Origin of the sequence: Inconstantimicrobium porci, from assembly GCF_009696465.1 — a bacterium.
GTDB lineage: Bacteria > Bacillota > Clostridia > Clostridiales > Clostridiaceae > Inconstantimicrobium > Inconstantimicrobium porci.
Genome location: NZ_VULX01000011.1, coordinates 19,121 through 36,758, shown reverse-complemented (window position 1 = coordinate 36,758; position 17,638 = coordinate 19,121). Strand labels below are relative to the sequence as shown.

Genomic DNA, 17,638 nt, shown 5'->3' with positions numbered 1-17,638 from the left:
GAACGATATGGAGATAATCCTAATAAGACATGGAGAAAGTGAAGCTAACAGAATAAATTATCCTGAGTACAAAATGTTTACTGGACAGTGGGAGTGTCATGTAACAAGTGAAGGGTTAAAAAAAGCCGAAGTATTGAAGTCTTTGGATGAACTTAAGGATGTAGAAATCTGTTTTGCATCTGATTTAATTAGGACAAAGGAAACTGCACAAGCTATATTTCCAAGTAAAATAATTCAACTTGATAAGAGGCTTAGAGAGCGCTAACTTGGGGTGTTTGAGGGGTGCGGTGTAGACGATATTAGAGGATGTATACAATATAAAAAGTATTTTGAAAATCATGAATATATGAATTTTAGGCATGATTTTATTCAGAAAGCACCAGGTGGAGAAAGCTATACAGATGTATGTAATAGAGTAAATAAATTCTTAAGTGAGCTTCTTGCAATGAATTATAAAAAGGTAGCAATAGTTTCTCATATGTGTACAATTAGATGCATCTTAAAAATATTAAAGTCTTTAACAGAAGAAGAAACTTTAGCATTAAAAATAAATCAATGTGAGCCAATAGTGGTATATAGAATGTTTAACGGTATTGGTAATATTATGGTACAATAAGAAAAAATACACAACAAAAGGGGGGATTTGAATGATAAAACCAGAAAGACTATGCAAGGGAGATAGAGTTGCAATTGTTAGCTTATCCAGCGGTATTTTAGGGGAAAAAGAAATATTACATAAATATGAATTAGGTAAGAAAAGACTTGAAGAAAAGTTTGGACTTGAAGTTGTTACTATGGAAAATGCATTAAAAGGAGTTGATTATATATATAATCATCCTGAAAAAAGAGCAGAGGATCTTATGAATGCATTTAAGGATAAGTCCATAAAGGGAATTATTTGTGCAATTGGTGGTGAAGATACTATAAGACTGCTTCCATATATCGATTACGATGTTATAAGGAATAATCCAAAAATTTTCATGGGATTTTCAGATACTACAGCAAATCATCTTATGATGTATAAGGCTGGTCTTGTTTCATATTATGGACCTGCACTCATATGTGATTTTGCCAACTATGTTGATATGTATGACTATACTGAAAATGCAGTGAGAAAGATGCTTTTTGATGCAGAAGAAACTTACGAAATTAAAAAATGTGATTATTGGACAAATGAATTTATAAGCTGGTGCGAAGAAAATATGAATAAAGCAAAGAAACATCTTATTGATGAAAAAGGTTATGAAGTGCTTCAAGGACATGGAAAAGCGGCAGGAAAGCTTTTAGGGGGATGTCTTGACGCTATGCCTATGTATATAGGAACAGATATATGGCCATCACTTGAGGAGTGGAAGGATAAAATATTATTTTTAGAGACCAGTGAAGAGAAGCCAAGCCCAGATTTAATAAGATATTATTTAAGAAACTTAGGAGCACAAGGAATTCTTGGCGCTATCAGAGGGATAATCTGTGGTAAACCTCAGGGTGAAGTTTATTATGAAGAATATAAAGAACAGTACAAAATGGTACTTAAGGAATACGGCAGGGAAGATATGATAGTCATCTACAATGCTAATTTTGGACATAGTGAGCCTATAGGAATTATACCTTTTGGCATCGAATGTGAAATTGATGCTGATAACAAGACAATTAAGCTGCTGGAAAGAGTAGTGGAATAACCAGTAGGAAAAATCTTAAACTTAAATATACTAGAAGGGATGGCCAAGCTTGAATAATGAAAGAGAAGAACTTTTAAAGAAACTAGAGGAAATTAAGCATAATGATTATAAAGAAGATGATAAAAAGGTTATAAAGGAAACAACAGATCTTATGCTTAAGTATATAGGAGATACTGATCCTCATTTGAGGGATGAACTGATATATTCTACTTTTTGTTATTGGATTACGGAAAAATGTTATTTTAATAGTGAAGAATTAAAAGAAATTTTGAATGTTATCTTAGATAAAAATCATTTGTTTTACAAGATAGGCAGCGAGAAAGAGGACAGCGTAGTAACAAGAACGTTCTCGATGTTAGTCATTGATCTTTTATTATATATGAATATGCAGAAGCAGTATTTATCTTTAGAAGAATTCAACAACTTAAAAGATTGTGTAATAAGATATTATAATGAGGAAAAAGATTTAAGAGGATATGAAGAGAGAATTGGCTGGATGCATGCAGCTGCACATGGAGCTGATGTTTTATGCAGCATAGTAAGAAGTAAGCAGTGTGATAAAGAAACTATGTTGAAAGTACTTGATGGATTTAACCACGTTTTAGAAAATACAAAATATTTGTTATCACATGAAGAAGATGAGAGAATGGCAACAGTGGTCTATGAAGTTGTCATCAGAAATGTTCTTGGCAGAGAAAAAGTGTGTCAATGGATAAGCAGATTAGGCAGCGTTATTACACCTGGGTACAGTGATGAAAAGTACATTCAGAGAGTTAATACAAAGAATTTTGTAAGGTCACTATATTTCAGACTTATACGTGAAGATAATACTACAGAGTATACTGATGTTTTATTCAAAAAAGAAGAGGAATTAAATAATTTCCTTAAGTATAACAAGGAAATAAAAGAAGAACTTGAAATTCTGTAAATATAAGTTATAATAAATTAATATGGTTTTATTGCTATAAAGGAGATTATCATATGGATATTAAGAATAATATATTATTAACAGACCTGAAAAAAGAGATTTTTATGAATGTGTAAAATCTTTTCCTAATGCAGATAGAAGCTTTGAGAATGTGTTTAATACGGTAGATTTAGTTAATAGGCGTGAAATTGAAATTATCAAAAACAACTGTTATTTTTCTATTGCCAGAGATAGTAATAGAAAAATAGAAGATACATTAAAAATAGTTGAAACACATTTTGGTTTAGTATAGATATATTGCAGATGGAATTGTAATTAATAGATTAAAATGAATAAAAAATAGCTGGGGATATTTATTTCCCGGCTATTTTTTTTACACTATTTCTTATTACGATTGTTGTAGGTAGGATTGTATTTTTTTCTGACAGACTTTCATTTTCAATCATTTTAAATAATTTTTCTACAGCAACTTTGCTTTTTTCAGAAATATCCTGGTGAACTGTAGACAAGTGTGGACGTACAATTTGTGCATAAATGTTGTCATCGAAGCCTACGATTGAAATATCTTCTGGTATTTTGACACCCTTGTCCATAAGATAGTTCATAATCAAGACAGCATAATAATCAGATGCACAGACTAAGGCTGTAAAATGCTTAGATGCATTAAAGATATCCTCAAGACTTGCACCTAACTTATTTCTTTCTGATTGTATAAGTATAAAGTTTTGATCTGAAATCATGATTTTAGATTCAATTAAGGCATTTCTAAAACCTAAATATCTGTATTTATCACAGCCTTCACAGTTATCGGCTATATAAGCTATCTTTTTATGTCCATTCTCAATTAGGTATTTTGTAATATCATGACAGCCACCTACATCATCAAGGCCTACATTAACATAATCAACTACTCTGTTATCAAAGTAGCTGTCAATAAAGACCATTGGTTTTTTAAATTTCTGTTTTAACATTATACAATCGTCAGTTGACATACCCATTAAAATAAGCCCGTCTACATTCCAGCTTGATACTGAATTAATTATTTCATAAATATCTTCAGATATATACAGCATCATATAATATCCATTCTTTCGTACATAATCTTCAATATCGCTGGTTAGTTCATTTATAAAAATATCTTTTGTTGTTTTTTTGTATTTGCTTTGTCTTGGCTTTATAGCAAGACCAATAATCTTTGATTTATTTTGAGCTAAGTTTCTGGCATTGATATTTGGAACATATTCACATGCTTCAATAAGTTCGTTTACTCTTTTTACAGTTTCTTTTGAAACTTCTTTTGTTTTTCCATGAATTACATTAGATATAGTAGTTGTACTAACGCCAAGCATTTCTGCCATCTGTTTAATTGTCACCATATGATCATCCCTAAATATTATTTTGAAGTTTTACTAAAATAAATACATTTTACATTAATTTTACAATATATTCAATATAGTAATGTTTATACTTTACCGTGAAAGTAAACGTAAGACTTCGTTAATTAAATAATATAATAACAACAAAATAAATTCAAATACAATATTTACAATATTTGCATTTATTATTGGGGCAAAATGTAATAAAAGTATTTTTACTAATTATATTTAATGTAATTAACATTTATAAACGTTTAAAAAAGAAAAAATACACAAAATAACAAAATATGAATATGTTGAAAATGTTGATGATGATGTTATAATGAAATTGTAAATGAAAACGTAAACGCATAAGGTAATGTAAGAATAATATAAGCAATAAAAATTCAAGGATATATTACAATAAATGCAATATATCGTACTATATGATATTAATTTAGCAATATAATAAGCCTCTTATAAACGTTTACAACATAAAGCGAATATAGGCTATTATTTTTTATAATAACTTAATATTATATATTTTTTTCATGGAGGAATTTTTATGAAAACAAAAAAGATTTTATCATTACTAATGATGGGCGTAATAACAGCAAGTATATTTACTGGATGTGGAAATTCAGATGCATCAAAGAATCAGACAAGTTCAAATGAAAAGGTAGAACTAAAATTCTGGCATACTTACAGTGATACTGAAGATAAGGTATTTACAAAAGAAGTTTTGCCTGCATTTGAAAAGAAATATCCTAATATTAAAATTAAACCGGTAAAGATGCCTACTGAAGGGCTAAAGCAACAAGTTGTACAAGGTGTTGCAGGAAGTTCTGCACCAGATATGATGAGAATGGATATTGTATGGGTTCCTGAGTTCGCAAAAACTGGAGCATTAAATGAAGTTCAGGAAATGGAAGGATTTAATGAACTTAAAGATAAGTGTTTTGAAGCTCCTATGGCTACAAATTTATGGCAGGGAAAGTACTATGGTCTTCCTCTTGATGCAAACACAAAAATAGCTATTTATAATAAGGCTGCTTTGAAAGAAGCTGGACTTACTGAAGCGCCTAAGTCATTTGATGATTTAGTAACTGCTGCAGAGAAAATAAAAGGAAAGCATAAAAATGGACTAATTGGAGTTGCAGGGAATGATGGCTGGAGTATGGCACCATATTTCTTATCTCTAGGTGGAAAATACTGCGATGATAAGTACACAAAAGCATCTGGATTTATTAACAGTGCTGAGAGTGTTGCGGCTCTAGAAAAATTAGTAAAGCTTAAGGATGATGGAATAATCGGTAAATGCTTATTAGGAGGACAACCTGGTACTTGGGATGGAGTTAAGAAAGACGGTAATTATTTAATGATAGATGATGGACCTTGGTTTAACAGTATATTAACTGATAAAGACAAACAAAATACATCATATGCTTTAATGCCACAAGGTTCTGCTGGAAGTATTTCAGTTGTTGGTGGACAAGATATTGTAATGTTTAAGAACTGCAAACATCCAAAGGAAGCATGGACATTTATGAAATATTTACTTGATAATGAACCTCAAAAGACTATGGCATTAAAAGCTTCATTAATCCCTACAAACAAGGATGCAGCAGGTGATGCAGAAGTTACAAAGGATGAGGTTATAAAACTATATGTTAATCAGACAAAAACAGCTTGGGCAAGAATACCAAATCCTAATTGGGAACAAATGAATGATAAGATTTCAAAAGCTTTTGAAAAAGTTATGAGAAAGAAAGGACAGCCAAAGCAGGTACTTGATGAGCTTGCAAAAGAACTTGATCCTTTATTTGTTGCAAAATAAATTAATCATAACTATGAGATAGGAGATTAGGGATTAGAGTACAGGATGAAATTTATTCGCTACGTTCACAAATTTCTAAGTTTTATTGGAGGTTTTACCTCCAAACCTCTGAAATTGAAGGACTTAAAGAGTTTTTTAGAGGATTTATCCTCTTATTATGAAACTCCAGCGGAGTTTCATCCTTCAATGATTATTGATGATATTTATATATTTATTATAGAACAGTGAACAATTATTTGTTCAAAGGTTTAAGTAAGAGGGAGGTATATCATGCAGAGGACTGTTAAAACAACTTTTATTCCTAAAAAGCTTACTCCGAAGCAAAAAGTTAAAAAAGGCTTGAAGCAGTGGGGCGAAGTAGCACCTTATATTTTAATAGGAATGATTTTAGTACTTATTTTTGTTATTTATCCTCAGATTAAGAATATATATATGAGTTTTACAAAGTACAATTTAATTCCTGGGACAAAGAGCCCATTTGTAGGACTTGATAACTATAAACTTGCATTAATTGGAGATGAAAAAGAAAAATTCTGGCTGGCATTCAGAAACGTTATTTTATATGGAGTGTTTACAATTCCGCTCGGAATGCTTATAGGCCTTATAATGGCAGTACTTATTAACAGCGTAAAAAAATTCAACTTATTTTATAGAGGAGCTCTGTATCTTCCAGTATTGGTTGACTGGATAGTAGTAGCTATTATCTTCATTTATATATTCCAGGATGGAGATCATGGACTTGCAAATTATTTTCTTTTGAAGCTTCACATTATTAAGGAGCCAGTTGCATGGCTTCAGAATACATGGACAGCTAATGCTGTTATATGGATTCTTGGAATATGGAAGAATGTAGGCTGGACAATGTTTATTTATCTTGCTGCACTTCAGGGGATTTCAAAGGAAGTCTACGAAGCGGCTGCTATAGATGGTTCAAAACCAGTTCAGACATTCTTTAAAATAACTTTACCTTTATTAAAAAATACAACTTATTACATTTTGATTAATTTGATAATTGGATCATTCAATGTATTCATTGCAGTATACATGATTACACAAGGTGGACCTCTTGGTACAACAGATGTTTTACAGAACTACATGTATAATCAGGCATTTAAATACTTCAACTTTGGTTATGCTTGTGCATTAAGTGTAATAATTGGTTTATCTATTATCATTTTAACAATAGCAAGAAATAAATTCTTTAAATATGAAAGAAATTAGGGGGCGAAAGATATGGTAACAAGTAAAAAATTAAAATTTATTATTCATCTTGTACTTTGGTTATTTGTAATCATTGCAATAATACCGTTTCTTTCAATGTTTTCAACATCACTTGTAAAAGAAACATTCACTTTGCCTTATCCACCAAGAATTTTGCCAAGAGACTGGTATTTTGGTAATTATGCAGAGGTGTGGTCATCAAATAACTTCTTCAGATATTTTCTAAATTCAACCTTCCTGGCTGTAGTTACAACAATATGTGTATTGTTTGTATCATCACTTTCAGCGTATGGTTTTGCAAGATTTGATTTTCCAGGAAAGGAGATTTTATTTAATATATATCTATTTACAATGATGGTTCCAGGGGTTTTAAATATCGTTGCTCAGTATAGTGTTATCAATAGTATGGGGCTTGTTGATACGTATAAAGGTTTAATTCTTTTGTCAGTAGGTGGAGGAGTTGCAGGAAATACATTTTTCCTGAGAGGATTCTTTGAACAGCTTCCAAGAGATCTTGAAGAATCTGTAATTATGGATGGTGGAACAAGATGGACAATTTATAGAAAAATTGTGCTTCCACTTTCTAAGCCTTCATTAGGAACTTTAGGCATTGGAATATTTACTGGAACATGGTGTGATTTCTTTGGTGTATTGACATTTATAAAGAATCCAGATAAATGGACACTACCAGTAGGTCTTCAGCTGTTCAGAGGACAGCATGCAACATCATGGGGACTTGTTTTTGCAGGTGCTATGATTACGTTTATACCTGAAATAATAATCTTTATCATAACTCAGAAATACTTTGTTCAATCTGGAATGACTGAAGGAGGTATAAAAGGTTAGTTATGAAGAAAAAGAAAATTTTAATAACTATTTGCATTGCAGCTGGAGTAATAGCTCTAGGTAGTTTTGCAGCGTATAGATTTTTCAGGGATACTAGAAAAGTATCAGTGATAGAAAACAAAAATAGTGTATTGCTTGATATGTATACTGATAAATCAAGATATGCTCCATCTGATACTGTGAATTTTAAAATAAAGTTATCAGATAAAAGCAAAGACTATGTTAATAAAAAGGTCTGCGTTTATTTCAGACATCTGAATAAAACAGTTGGTAGGAAGGAAATAAGAATTCCTTCCTCAAAAGAAATAAGTTTTACATGGAAGGCGCCTAAAGATGATTTTACAGGTTATCTTGTCGAATCATACCTTATAGATAATACTTCAGTTAAGGATTATATAGCAACTGCAGTGGATGTATCTTCGGATTATAGCAGATATCCTAGATATGGATATCTCACTGATTTTGATAAGAGAAGCAGTGCTGATAATAAGAAGATTATCGATGATCTTACAAAATATCATATAAACTGTATTCAGTTTTATGACTGGCAGTATAAGCATGATAAACCACTAGCAGGAACTGTGGACAAGCCAGATGAAAGCTGGCCTGATATTGCTAACAGAACTAATTATGGTGCAACTGTTAAGGATTTTATAAAGTATTGCCATGAGAATAATATGATGGCAGCTAATTATAATTTAATGTTTGGCGCATTTTATGGATATGAAAAAAATGGTGTAAAGCAGGATTGGGCTCTCTATAAAGACGCAGAAAAGACTGAACAGGATTTTCATCCTCTTCCAAACACTTGGGCATCAAGTCAGCTATTTATATTTAATCCTGCAAATGAAGAATGGCAGAAATATATATTTAAGAGAGAGAAAGAAGCTATGCAGGTTTATCCATTTGATATCTGGCATGTCGATTCCTTAGGGGATAGAGGGTATTTATATGACAATAAAGGTGAATCAGTTGATTTAAGTGCTGGTTATGATGGATTTCTTAACAATGCAAAAAAAGCTTTAAATAAAAGAATTGTCTTTAATCCTGTAAATGGCTATGGAGAATCTAATACAGCAGCAAAATCAGATCTTGATTTTCTATATAAGGAGATATGGCCTACTAAGTATGCTACTTTCGATTCAATTAAAAACTGTATAGATCTCTTAAGAGGATTTTCACCAAAGTATAAAGCAGTAGTTCTTGCAGCTTATATGAACTATAACTTCAAGGAAGGACACTTTAATGATAATGCAGTTAAACTTACTGATGCTGCAATGTTCTCAAACGGAGCATCTCATATAGAAATTGGTGATAAAGTTAATATGCTTTGCAATGAATATTTTCCTAATAAGGATCTTGTTATGTCAGACAAACTTAAAAAGGATATGAGAAGTTATTATGATTTTCTTACTGCTTATGAAAATATACTTCTTGATAAAAATGAAGAAGTTGATAAGGAAGAGGCCGTTAGAGTGGAGAATTATAAGACAAGTGACACTGCAGAGGCTGATTCGATATGGGCAAGTGCAAGAAAGAATGATAAGTATGAAATGATTAATTTAATCAATCTTCTTGGAGTAGAGTCAACTAACTGGAGAGATGATGATGGTGAATGTAAGAAACCGAAAGAAGCAGTAAAAATGAAAGTAAAATATTACACAGATACAGATGTCAAAAAGGTAAACTTGGCATCACCTGATATAGATAATGGAAAAAGTACAGAGTTAAGCTTTAAGAAAGGGAGCGACTCAAAAGGAAAATATATAGAGATTAGTGTTCCAAAACTAGAATATTGGGATGTTTTATATTTTGAAAAGTAGAAGGGAGATAAAAATGGATTTAGTAGAAAAGAGTTTAGAAGTAATAATAAATAATCAGAGCAAGTCAGGAGCATTTATAGCATCACCTAGCTTTGACACATATGCATTCAGCTGGTTAAGAGATGGCAGCTTTATAGCAAATTCTCTTGACCAATATAAAAAATATGATGAGGCAGAAAAATTTTATAGATGGGTAAATGATGTAATAAACAGATACAGTGATAAGGTTAATGTTATAGAAGATAAAATATCTCGCGGTGAAAGAATAAGCAGAAAAGATTATCTTAATGCACGTTTTACACTTGAGGGATTTGAAGAAAAAAAGGAAGGCTGGGGGAATTTTCAGCTTGATGGTTATGGAACATGGCTTTGGGCTGTATCAGAGCACATAAAGCTTACTGGAAAGACAGAACTTATTGATGAATTTCATAACAGCATTAATGCTGCTTTGAAATATATAAAATTATTAGCATTCTACCCTAATTATGATATATGGGAAGAAAATTATGATAAGATCCATACTTCAACACTTGCATGCCTGTATGGAGGAGTAAAAGCAATAAATGATTATCTGAAAAAAGATGAGGTAACAAAGCTTGCAAATCAGATAAAAACATATATTTTAACAAATTGCGTTGAAGATGAGCACTTTGTAAAGTTTATAGGTACTAAGGAAATAGACAGCAGTCTTTTATGGCTAGCTATTCCATTTAATGTTGTTGATGTTTCAGATGATATATTTAAGAACACAGTTAAGAAAATTGAAGATGATCTATTCGTAGACAATGGTATGCATAGGTACAAGAAGGATACTTATTATGGAGGAGGTGAGTGGATACTATTATCAGCCTGGATGGGTCTATATTATAAGAAAGTCAATGAAACTGAAAAGGCTGAGGCTGTTGAAAAATGGATTGAAAAATGTGCAACAGAAGAAGGATACCTTCCAGAACAGGTATGTTTACATCCTAATGATGAGACTTATTATCCAAAATGGGTTGATATGTGGGGTGAAATTGCATCACCATTATTATGGTCACATGCAATGTATCTAATTTTAAAAAGTAAATAATTTTAAGAAGTGATACTTTGACACAGATATCTAATATAAAAAAGTGTATACTAAGCAGCGTGGTGTTAGTAGCAGCATTGCCGTTTTATATGCATGGTTCTTCTGCAGAATGTAATACATTGGATGTTAATATAAACAAGATTCAGACAGATAAAGTCAGGTATGATCCTTCAGCGGATGCTGTTATTAGTATCGATGTCAAGAATAATTCAAATGAAAAAATATCAAAAAAATTAAATTTAGATATTTGGGGCCATATTGATGTTGTATTATCACAGAATTCTAAAAACTCATGGTCTAATCAAGATGTAGTTAGATTAAACTACAGATTAACTTCAGGAAATGAAGCATGGCTGTTAGGAGACTTTGAATAATTTACAAAATTATATTTGGGGGGAAGTTAAATGAATGATGTAGTACAGTGCTATCCATTAAAGGCACAGTATAGGAAAAACGAAAAAATTTTTATTAAAATTGAAGCAGCAGAAGATGAAAAAGGCTGCTCAGGAAAACTTGTATGCAGAGTATTTGATTTAAATGAATGTATCAAATATGTTGAGCAGTCAGTTAATCTTTATAAAGACAACACTATTGCTATAGAATTGGACTGCAGTCAGTCATTATCAGCAAAGGGTTATGGTGTTGAAATATCAATTTATGCTGATAATGATAAAGTGTACAAGGGCTATACTGCCTTTGATGTATGTGATAATCCGGAGCTTACACCAAGGTATGGATTTATTTCAGATTTCTTTGAGAATGATTCAGGGGATGAAAGTGATATTAAGCAGATGAATAAATTTCATCTTAATCTTGTTCAATTTTATGACTGGATGTACAGACATCATGAATTGATGCCCCCTACAGATAAATTTAAAGACCCTCTTGGAAGGGAACTTTCAATCAATGTGGTTAAAGAGAAAATACAATATGCAAAAAAATATGGAATGAAAGCTCTTGGTTATGCAGCTGTTTACGGAGCTGAAAGAGAATTCTATGAAGAACACAAAGATTGGGCATTATATAAAAACGATGGACATGTTATAGATTTTGCAAATTTCATATTCCTTATGGATATTAATAGAAAATGTCCTTGGCATGATCATTTAATTTCACAGCTTAAAGAAGCCGAGAAGTTTGGCTTTGATGGTTTCCATCTTGATCAATATGGATTTCCTAAAGAAGCTATAGGCTGCAGAGAAGTCAGAAAGCTAAGAGATGATTTTCCTGCTCTTGTTGATGATATAAAAAATGATCTGACAACTGAGAATTCTTCACCATTTTTAATTTTCAATGCTGTTAATAACTGGCCTATTGAAACTGTGGCTTCCTCAGATCAGGATGTCATGTACATTGAAGTCTGGCCCCCCAACGAAAGCTACAGGGACATTTCAGATTTAATCAAAAATGCAAGAAGATATAATCCAGATAAGCAGGTCGTTTTAGCAGCTTATATGAAGCCATTCTTAAAGGAAGGCGGAGTTGATCCTGTAAAAGCAGAAAATGCCACAATACTGACTATGGCAACTATATTTGCTAATGGCGGCTTCCACCTTCTTTTAGGAGAGAAGAATGGTATACTTACTGAAGGATATTATCCCAATTATAGAGTAAGTCCTAGCGAGCAGTTTACAAGAAAACTGATGGATTACTATGATTTTATAGTTAAGTACGAAGAGCTTCTTTTCGATTTGTCTATTGTTGAAGATACAATGACTAATACTGGTGGAATTAATGGTGAATATGTTTTTAAAGGATATAAATTCTCTCCTAAAGCGGAAAAGGACACTATTAATACCTTAGTTAAGCATACAGAAAGTTGCAAAATTATCAATCTTATCAATTATCTTGGAATAGATGATGATAAGTGGAATGAACCTAAATCTTCATTACCTTCTGAAGCACGTGATATTGAAGTAACTGCAATGGTAGTTGAAGAGGTAGAAAGTGTTTATGTTGCTTCACCAGATTATAATAACAGCTTAGCACAAGAAATACCATTTAAATTTGTTGAGCATGGTGAAGGAAAAGCTATACAATTTACTATACCAAGACTTGATGTCTGGGATCTAGTATTTATAAAGCTTAAAAAATAATTGATAAAATCCCTTAATATAAATCCCTTTTATTAAAAATAGGCTGGAATAATATCCAGCCCTTTTTTAATAGATTATTTAGTTTATACTAATAAAGTTTTTAATTAAAAATCTTTTATACCGAAGAATCCGAAGATAGTTCTTAGGCTGGGTTTTAATACTCAGTCTTTTTTGTTTATAACATGACATACTTTGTCATATTAAAAATGTTATAATTACAGAAAAAGGATGTGGTATTGTGGAAATAATTAATGTTACAGAAGTAAATATTGATACTGAACATATATGCTGTGTTATGTCTGATAAAAGCGGTGAAAACTGCATAAAAACAAAAAAGGACTGGATGAGAGAACAATTTAAAAATGGTCTTGTTTTTAAAAAGTTAAATGCAAGAGCAAAGGTTTTTATAGAATATATGCCTGCTGAGAATGCCTGGTATCCTTTTGAAGCCGATGGTTGGATAGTTATTCAGTGTTTATGGGTATCTGGAAAATATAAAGGACAAGGATATGCAGATGCTTTGCTTGACGAATGTATTAAAGATAGTAAAGCTAAAGGTAGTAAGGGAATTATTGCATTAGCATCAAAAAAGAAAAAGCCATTTTTAAGTGATGGAGATTATTTGAAATACAAAGGTTTTAAGGTGGCAGATACATCTTTTGCTGATTTTGAACTTTTATTTTTTCCGTTTACTAAAGATGAAGCTATTCCTAAAATTAAAGAGTGTGCAAAAACAGGCTCTATAAGTGATGAAACTCTTACTTTATATTATACAAATCAATGCCCCTATACAGAAAAGTACGTTAATCTTATAAAGGATATTGCAGATTCTAGGAATGTAAATATGAATATTAAGAAATTTAATAATATGAAAGAAGCACAGAATTCACCAAGCCCATTTACAACATATAGCATTTTTTATAAAGGTAATTTTTTAACTAATGAGATATTAAGTGAGAAAAAGTTTATTAAGTTTCTTGATGAAAACAACTTGTAAATTTTATCTCTTTTCAGATACGTTTCGTTATATAATTATATCAAAGGAGATGTTACATTTATGGACAATGAAATAGCTGATTCTATGATAAAAATTATAAATGAAAATAATCATGAGATACCTGTTATTATAAGCATACCGCATAGTGGCTTATTTATTCCGCAATCAATGAAAAGAAAGTTGAAAAAAGATGTTGTGCTGACTAATTCTGATTGGTATTTATCAGAGTTGTATGATTTTTTAGAATCTTTAGGATATACAGTTATTTCGAGTGATGTAAATAGATATGTCATAGATGTAAACAGGAATGTACTTCAAAAGGAAGGCTCATCATATAAGACCAATATGGTTTATACAATTACAACTCAAGGTGATGAAATATATGATATTCCTGTCACAGAACATGAAATAAAAAAGAGAATGCAGAATTATTATCTTCCATACCATAATCTGCTGAAGAAATCTATAGAAGAAAAACTAAAACATTTTGCCAAAGTATATGTTGTTGATTTACATATTTGGTAAATAGCTTCTGCATGTTTTTAGTAACGGCTTTTGATCCTTCTAGTAAAAACATAAAATTAATATCTCTGTAGCAGGCTTTTTCAATATCTCTTGATGAATAAAGTCCATTCATATATTTTTCAATTTCTTTATTAGTATAACTTATATGTTCTTTTAGAGTTTCATCGTTCATCATCTCTGGATTTGTTATTATGCCTTCAATAATAAAATATTTCATTTTGTCCTCCTGTAAATAAGTAACTAGCTTTCTTATATTGAAAAATAACTTTTATATACTTATTCTATCGAAGAGTAACAAATTATCAAGACATTTTTATCTATCATTATCAAGCTGTGCTTGTCCCCATTTATGAAGATCCTGCAATATTGAAACAAGCTCTCTGCCGTTTTCAGTAAGTGAATATTCTAAATAAATATTAATTGTACTATAGTGAATGCAGATGTATATGGGAAAACGAATATAAACATTAACGTAAAAAATTTATATATAGATGAATTTATAGATAAATATATCGTTATGGGTTATAATAAACTTATATTAATAAAGGAGTGATATTTATGAATACAATGTCTGCGGCAAATTATATGTTAGATGCAATGGTTCCTATATCTAGATTTAACAAGGGAGAAGCCAGTAAAATATTCGATGAAGTTAATAAGACAGGGGTTAAAGTTGTTGTTAAAAATAACGCTCCAACAGGTGTAATTATTTCTACAGAAAGATATAAAGAACTTATGGAAGAAATTGAAAACTATCATTTGCTCTTGGAAGCCCAGAAAAGAGATAAAAATAGTAATGGTAATTTAACAGCTCATGAGGATTTTATGAAGGAATTAGGACTTACAAATAATGATCTGAAAGATGTTGAAGTTGAGCTTGAATAATGAACTGGGAAGTAGAGTACTGCGATGAAGCTAAAAAGGACATAAAGAAATTAGATGGTTCTCAGATTAAGCAGGTATTAAAAGCAATCGAAAAAGTATCAACGAATCCTCTTCATTTAATGAGGGTGGATATGGTAAACCACTAGGAAATAAAAGCGGTAATAATTTAACTGGCTACTTAAAAATTAAATTGAGACAGTTAGGAATAAGAGTTGTTTACAGACTTAAAAGAGAAAATGGAATTATGAGAGTTATAGTCGTATCTGTAAGGGAAGATAATGCTGTTTATCAAATAGCAGTTGATAGAGAAGATAACTAAATAATTTTAAAAGGAAAAAATCCAGCGGACAGGTTTCGCTGGATTTTTTGCATTATAAAAAAAGTAATTATTTTTCATCATAGGCATCTTGCACAGAAACTGTTTTTACATACTCAAAAAAGTATTATAGTATATTTTCTGAAGTTGCAAATAATGCTACAATTAAATATAAACAATATTTGTAAATGTGAGAATTGAAATAATTAAGGATAGAGGAGATGGCAATGTGCTGTATTTAAGACCACATCATATTAATTGTATATTTTTTTATAGGGGACTCGGGTATGATGAGAAATTCAAAAAGAACATGAATACAATAACAGGACTTTTAAAGATTAAGGGTGATACGGAAATTAAACTAATAAATAATTGTGATGATTTATGCATGGCGTGTCCAAACAATAAGAAATGTATCTGCGAAAGTGAGGAACACGTACGTAGTTTTGATAAGAAGACTTTAAAAGAGTATAAGTTAAAGATAGGGGCAGTTTATACATTTAATGAAATAGTTAAAAAGATATATACAAATTTTGATTACAACAAACTTATCAGTATCTGTGGTGATTGTGAATGGTTTAAACAAGGTGTATGCTCAAAAGAAATTATACAACAGCAGGAAGAAAAGTGGACAGGCACTAGCATTGGTGAAGACGAAGAAACTAGTGAAGAGGCAGAAGCAGAGTGCTGTATAGCTGATACAGTGGTTGATAATTGGTGATTATTAATAAAATAGAGCGTAATTGGGGGACAAGCTATTATGAAAGTAAAACAAATGTTATCAAGAGTTTATGCCAATAATGCAGATGAAGCTGTTGAATTTTATGAGCAACTATTTCAAAAGAAAGTATCAAGCAGATTTATGTTGCCCAAACCTAAGCTAGAGATTATTAATATAGGAGTCTTTTAAGAGCAAATGGATGTATATAAGACATTATTTGTTCTCTTTTTTATAATTTTTGTAGGCGTATAATGTAAAACTTAATTTGTAAAATAATATACATAAAACTCAATTCAGTGGACAAGCTTCCATTGGATTTTTATCTATAATTATTTTTCCCATGGAATAACTTTAAGGTCAGGCCATTTGCTAAGCCATCTTGTAGTTTTGTTTTCATAAATATCTTTAGTTATTTGTGCTTTGTTGGCTCGTACAATTTTTCCAAAGAGATCATTTAAACCAAAAGGAGCGTATATCTTAAATGCACCATTTTTATCTCTTCTAATGCCCACTGCTGTAGAGGTTGTTGGCCAAGAATTTATATCATCTTCAAGAGATGTATATGGCTTAATGTCATAGCCAAAATGATCTTTATACCATAAATGAACTCTAGCTTCATTTTTAAAAATGGATAGGAGAAATCCCCTATAGTCTTTAGCTTAGGGGATGAATCCGTAACAAAACATTAACTTTTATGTTTTTCAAGTAAATCAGATAAAGCTTCATCAAGTAATTTTGATATTGGTATTCTAGTCTTTTCTGATAATTCTTTTAGTTTATTATATAATTCAGTATCAATGGCTGAACCTATTTTAGTTCTATTTTTTAGCATATCTCACACTCCAATAAAAAATATTTATGAATATATTATATAAAATAAAAAAGGTTCTTGCAAGTGGTTCTACTTTATAGTAAAATTATATTTGTGAGGTGATTATATATTGTATAATAGTAAAAATCACAGTAAATTCATATTAAGATACCATATAATTCTTGTGTGTAAGTACAGAGAAAACTTAATGATACAATATGGAGAATTTGTAAAAGAGAATATGTTATCTATATCACAAAAATATGATTTTACAATATTAGAAATAGAAGTAGACAAAAATCATATTCACTTATTGGTTGAAAGTGAACCAAAAATATCTCCACTTATGATAGTTAGAGTATTAAAGCAACAAACAACCATTAGATTATGGAATAAATTTTCAGATAAATTAAGTAAATATTTCTGGAAAGAAAGAACGTTTTTTACTGATGGTTATTTCGTATCAACTATAGGTGAAGTAAGTACAGAAACATTAAGAAAATATATTCAGAATCAAGGATAGAAA

Annotated in this window: 22 protein-coding genes and 2 pseudogenes; 19 read left to right on the top strand and 5 right to left on the bottom strand. The window is 30.8% G+C overall.

The window, feature by feature from the left end:
- Positions 1 to 7 precede the first annotated feature (7 nt).
- From FYJ33_RS16340 to FYJ33_RS08785, 4 genes and pseudogenes are all read left to right on the top strand, one after another.
- A pseudogene (locus tag FYJ33_RS16340) lies at positions 8 to 616 on the top strand (histidine phosphatase family protein).
- A 31-nt stretch (positions 617 to 647) separates the two neighbouring features.
- Positions 648 to 1,679, top strand: a complete 1,032-nt coding sequence (locus tag FYJ33_RS08795; protein WP_154531375.1) for a S66 family peptidase — start codon at positions 648 to 650, stop codon at positions 1,677 to 1,679.
- A gap of 49 nt (positions 1,680 to 1,728) precedes the next feature.
- The gene (locus FYJ33_RS08790) at positions 1,729 to 2,607 is read left to right on the top strand and encodes a DUF2785 domain-containing protein (protein WP_154531374.1); all 879 of its coding nucleotides are present in this window, start codon (positions 1,729 to 1,731) and stop codon (positions 2,605 to 2,607) included.
- A gap of 151 nt (positions 2,608 to 2,758) precedes the next feature.
- Positions 2,759 to 2,899, top strand: coding sequence for a hypothetical protein (locus tag FYJ33_RS08785; RefSeq protein ID WP_154531373.1), 141 nt, complete (start codon positions 2,759 to 2,761; stop codon positions 2,897 to 2,899).
- 61 nt (positions 2,900 to 2,960) lie between these two features.
- On the opposite strand, the gene FYJ33_RS08780 is transcribed toward FYJ33_RS08785, so the two are convergent.
- Entirely contained in the window at positions 2,961 to 3,983 is a 1,023-nt protein-coding gene (locus FYJ33_RS08780; protein ID WP_154531372.1) for a LacI family DNA-binding transcriptional regulator, read from the bottom strand.
- 544 nt (positions 3,984 to 4,527) lie between these two features.
- Between FYJ33_RS08780 and FYJ33_RS08775 the strand changes: the two genes are divergently transcribed.
- From FYJ33_RS08775 to FYJ33_RS08735, 9 genes are all read left to right on the top strand, one after another.
- Positions 4,528 to 5,799 (top strand): extracellular solute-binding protein, encoded by a 1,272-nt coding sequence (locus FYJ33_RS08775; protein WP_154531371.1) that lies wholly within the window; start codon positions 4,528 to 4,530, stop codon positions 5,797 to 5,799.
- Positions 5,800 to 6,069: 270 nt separating this feature from the next.
- A complete protein-coding gene (locus tag FYJ33_RS08770; protein ID WP_154531370.1) occupies positions 6,070 to 7,020 on the top strand; it encodes a carbohydrate ABC transporter permease in 951 nt (316 codons plus the stop codon).
- Between the two features lie 12 nt (positions 7,021 to 7,032).
- Positions 7,033 to 7,866 (top strand): carbohydrate ABC transporter permease, encoded by an 834-nt coding sequence (locus FYJ33_RS08765; protein WP_154531369.1) that lies wholly within the window; start codon positions 7,033 to 7,035, stop codon positions 7,864 to 7,866.
- 2 nt (positions 7,867 to 7,868) lie between these two features.
- The gene (locus tag FYJ33_RS08760) at positions 7,869 to 9,689 is read left to right on the top strand and encodes a glycoside hydrolase family 66 protein (protein WP_154531368.1); all 1,821 of its coding nucleotides are present in this window, start codon (positions 7,869 to 7,871) and stop codon (positions 9,687 to 9,689) included.
- A 13-nt stretch (positions 9,690 to 9,702) separates the two neighbouring features.
- The gene (locus FYJ33_RS08755) at positions 9,703 to 10,761 is read left to right on the top strand and encodes a glycoside hydrolase family 15 protein (RefSeq protein WP_154531367.1); all 1,059 of its coding nucleotides are present in this window, start codon (positions 9,703 to 9,705) and stop codon (positions 10,759 to 10,761) included.
- A 17-nt stretch (positions 10,762 to 10,778) separates the two neighbouring features.
- Positions 10,779 to 11,135, top strand: coding sequence for a hypothetical protein (locus tag FYJ33_RS08750; RefSeq protein ID WP_154531366.1), 357 nt, complete (start codon positions 10,779 to 10,781; stop codon positions 11,133 to 11,135).
- Between the two features lie 30 nt (positions 11,136 to 11,165).
- Positions 11,166 to 12,857 (top strand): glycoside hydrolase family 66 protein, encoded by a 1,692-nt coding sequence (locus FYJ33_RS08745; RefSeq protein WP_154531365.1) that lies wholly within the window; start codon positions 11,166 to 11,168, stop codon positions 12,855 to 12,857.
- A gap of 238 nt (positions 12,858 to 13,095) precedes the next feature.
- Positions 13,096 to 13,854 (top strand): N-acetyltransferase, encoded by a 759-nt coding sequence (locus FYJ33_RS08740; RefSeq protein WP_328598675.1) that lies wholly within the window; start codon positions 13,096 to 13,098, stop codon positions 13,852 to 13,854.
- A 60-nt stretch (positions 13,855 to 13,914) separates the two neighbouring features.
- Positions 13,915 to 14,379: an N-formylglutamate amidohydrolase gene (locus tag FYJ33_RS08735; protein ID WP_154531364.1), complete on the top strand. Its 465-nt coding sequence runs from the start codon at positions 13,915 to 13,917 to the stop codon at positions 14,377 to 14,379.
- A gap of 25 nt (positions 14,380 to 14,404) precedes the next feature.
- Here FYJ33_RS08735 and FYJ33_RS17135 read toward each other — a convergent pair.
- Both FYJ33_RS17135 and FYJ33_RS16985 read right to left on the bottom strand, forming a co-directional pair.
- Positions 14,405 to 14,494, bottom strand: a pseudogene (locus FYJ33_RS17135) (transposase); the annotation flags it as partial.
- 198 nt (positions 14,495 to 14,692) lie between these two features.
- Complete coding sequence (locus tag FYJ33_RS16985) at positions 14,693 to 14,800, bottom strand: winged helix-turn-helix transcriptional regulator (protein WP_407928905.1); 108 nt, start codon at positions 14,798 to 14,800, stop codon at positions 14,693 to 14,695.
- 137 nt (positions 14,801 to 14,937) lie between these two features.
- On the opposite strand from FYJ33_RS16985, the gene FYJ33_RS08720 reads away from it, so the two are divergent.
- From FYJ33_RS08720 to FYJ33_RS08705, 5 genes are all read left to right on the top strand, one after another.
- A complete protein-coding gene (locus FYJ33_RS08720) occupies positions 14,938 to 15,264 on the top strand; it encodes a type II toxin-antitoxin system prevent-host-death family antitoxin (RefSeq protein WP_154531362.1) in 327 nt (108 codons plus the stop codon).
- Positions 15,264 to 15,410, top strand: coding sequence for a type II toxin-antitoxin system RelE family toxin (locus FYJ33_RS16860; RefSeq protein WP_328598674.1), 147 nt, complete (start codon positions 15,264 to 15,266; stop codon positions 15,408 to 15,410). Before FYJ33_RS08720 ends, FYJ33_RS16860 begins: the two co-directional genes overlap by 1 nt.
- 44 nt (positions 15,411 to 15,454) lie before the next feature.
- Complete coding sequence (locus FYJ33_RS16855; protein WP_328598673.1) at positions 15,455 to 15,583, top strand: hypothetical protein; 129 nt, start codon at positions 15,455 to 15,457, stop codon at positions 15,581 to 15,583.
- Between the two features lie 187 nt (positions 15,584 to 15,770).
- The gene (locus tag FYJ33_RS08710) at positions 15,771 to 16,301 is read left to right on the top strand and encodes a DUF1284 domain-containing protein (protein WP_154531361.1); all 531 of its coding nucleotides are present in this window, start codon (positions 15,771 to 15,773) and stop codon (positions 16,299 to 16,301) included.
- A 39-nt stretch (positions 16,302 to 16,340) separates the two neighbouring features.
- Positions 16,341 to 16,490: a hypothetical protein gene (locus tag FYJ33_RS08705; protein ID WP_154531360.1), complete on the top strand. Its 150-nt coding sequence runs from the start codon at positions 16,341 to 16,343 to the stop codon at positions 16,488 to 16,490.
- Between the two features lie 140 nt (positions 16,491 to 16,630).
- Here FYJ33_RS08705 and FYJ33_RS08700 read toward each other — a convergent pair whose 3' ends face one another.
- Positions 16,631 to 16,930 carry a nucleotidyltransferase family protein gene (locus tag FYJ33_RS08700; protein WP_328598678.1) on the bottom strand — a complete coding sequence of 100 codons (300 nt, stop codon included), beginning with the start codon at positions 16,928 to 16,930 and terminating at the stop codon, positions 16,631 to 16,633.
- A gap of 56 nt (positions 16,931 to 16,986) precedes the next feature.
- Positions 16,987 to 17,133 carry a ribbon-helix-helix domain-containing protein gene (locus FYJ33_RS08695; RefSeq protein WP_154531359.1) on the bottom strand — a complete coding sequence of 49 codons (147 nt, stop codon included), beginning with the start codon at positions 17,131 to 17,133 and terminating at the stop codon, positions 16,987 to 16,989.
- 109 nt (positions 17,134 to 17,242) lie between these two features.
- Here FYJ33_RS08695 and tnpA point away from each other — a divergent pair, with 109 nt between their 5' ends.
- Entirely contained in the window at positions 17,243 to 17,635 is a 393-nt protein-coding gene (gene tnpA / locus FYJ33_RS08690) for an IS200/IS605 family transposase (protein ID WP_154531358.1), read from the top strand.
- The last annotated feature ends 3 nt before the right edge of the window (positions 17,636 to 17,638 follow it).

What these genes read in the sequence shown, in the direction of transcription:
- FYJ33_RS08795 (WP_154531375.1), top strand. Translation starts at nt 648, where the DNA reads ATGATAAAACCAGAAAGACTATGCAAGGGAGATAGAGTTGCAATTGTT.
- FYJ33_RS08780 (WP_154531372.1), bottom strand. Translation starts at nt 3,983, where the DNA reads ATGGTGACAATTAAACAGATGGCAGAAATGCTTGGCGTTAGTACAACT.
- FYJ33_RS08775 (WP_154531371.1), top strand. Translation starts at nt 4,528, where the DNA reads ATGAAAACAAAAAAGATTTTATCATTACTAATGATGGGCGTAATAACA.
- FYJ33_RS08770 (WP_154531370.1), top strand. Translation starts at nt 6,070, where the DNA reads ATGCAGAGGACTGTTAAAACAACTTTTATTCCTAAAAAGCTTACTCCG.
- FYJ33_RS08765 (WP_154531369.1), top strand. Translation starts at nt 7,033, where the DNA reads ATGGTAACAAGTAAAAAATTAAAATTTATTATTCATCTTGTACTTTGG.
- FYJ33_RS08760 (WP_154531368.1), top strand. Translation starts at nt 7,869, where the DNA reads ATGAAGAAAAAGAAAATTTTAATAACTATTTGCATTGCAGCTGGAGTA.
- FYJ33_RS08755 (WP_154531367.1), top strand. Translation starts at nt 9,703, where the DNA reads ATGGATTTAGTAGAAAAGAGTTTAGAAGTAATAATAAATAATCAGAGC.
- FYJ33_RS08745 (WP_154531365.1), top strand. Translation starts at nt 11,166, where the DNA reads ATGAATGATGTAGTACAGTGCTATCCATTAAAGGCACAGTATAGGAAA.
- FYJ33_RS08735 (WP_154531364.1), top strand. Translation starts at nt 13,915, where the DNA reads ATGGACAATGAAATAGCTGATTCTATGATAAAAATTATAAATGAAAAT.
- FYJ33_RS08720 (WP_154531362.1), top strand. Translation starts at nt 14,938, where the DNA reads ATGAATACAATGTCTGCGGCAAATTATATGTTAGATGCAATGGTTCCT.
- FYJ33_RS16860 (WP_328598674.1), top strand. Translation starts at nt 15,264, where the DNA reads ATGAACTGGGAAGTAGAGTACTGCGATGAAGCTAAAAAGGACATAAAG.
- FYJ33_RS08705 (WP_154531360.1), top strand. Translation starts at nt 16,341, where the DNA reads ATGAAAGTAAAACAAATGTTATCAAGAGTTTATGCCAATAATGCAGAT.
- FYJ33_RS08695 (WP_154531359.1), bottom strand. Translation starts at nt 17,133, where the DNA reads ATGCTAAAAAATAGAACTAAAATAGGTTCAGCCATTGATACTGAATTA.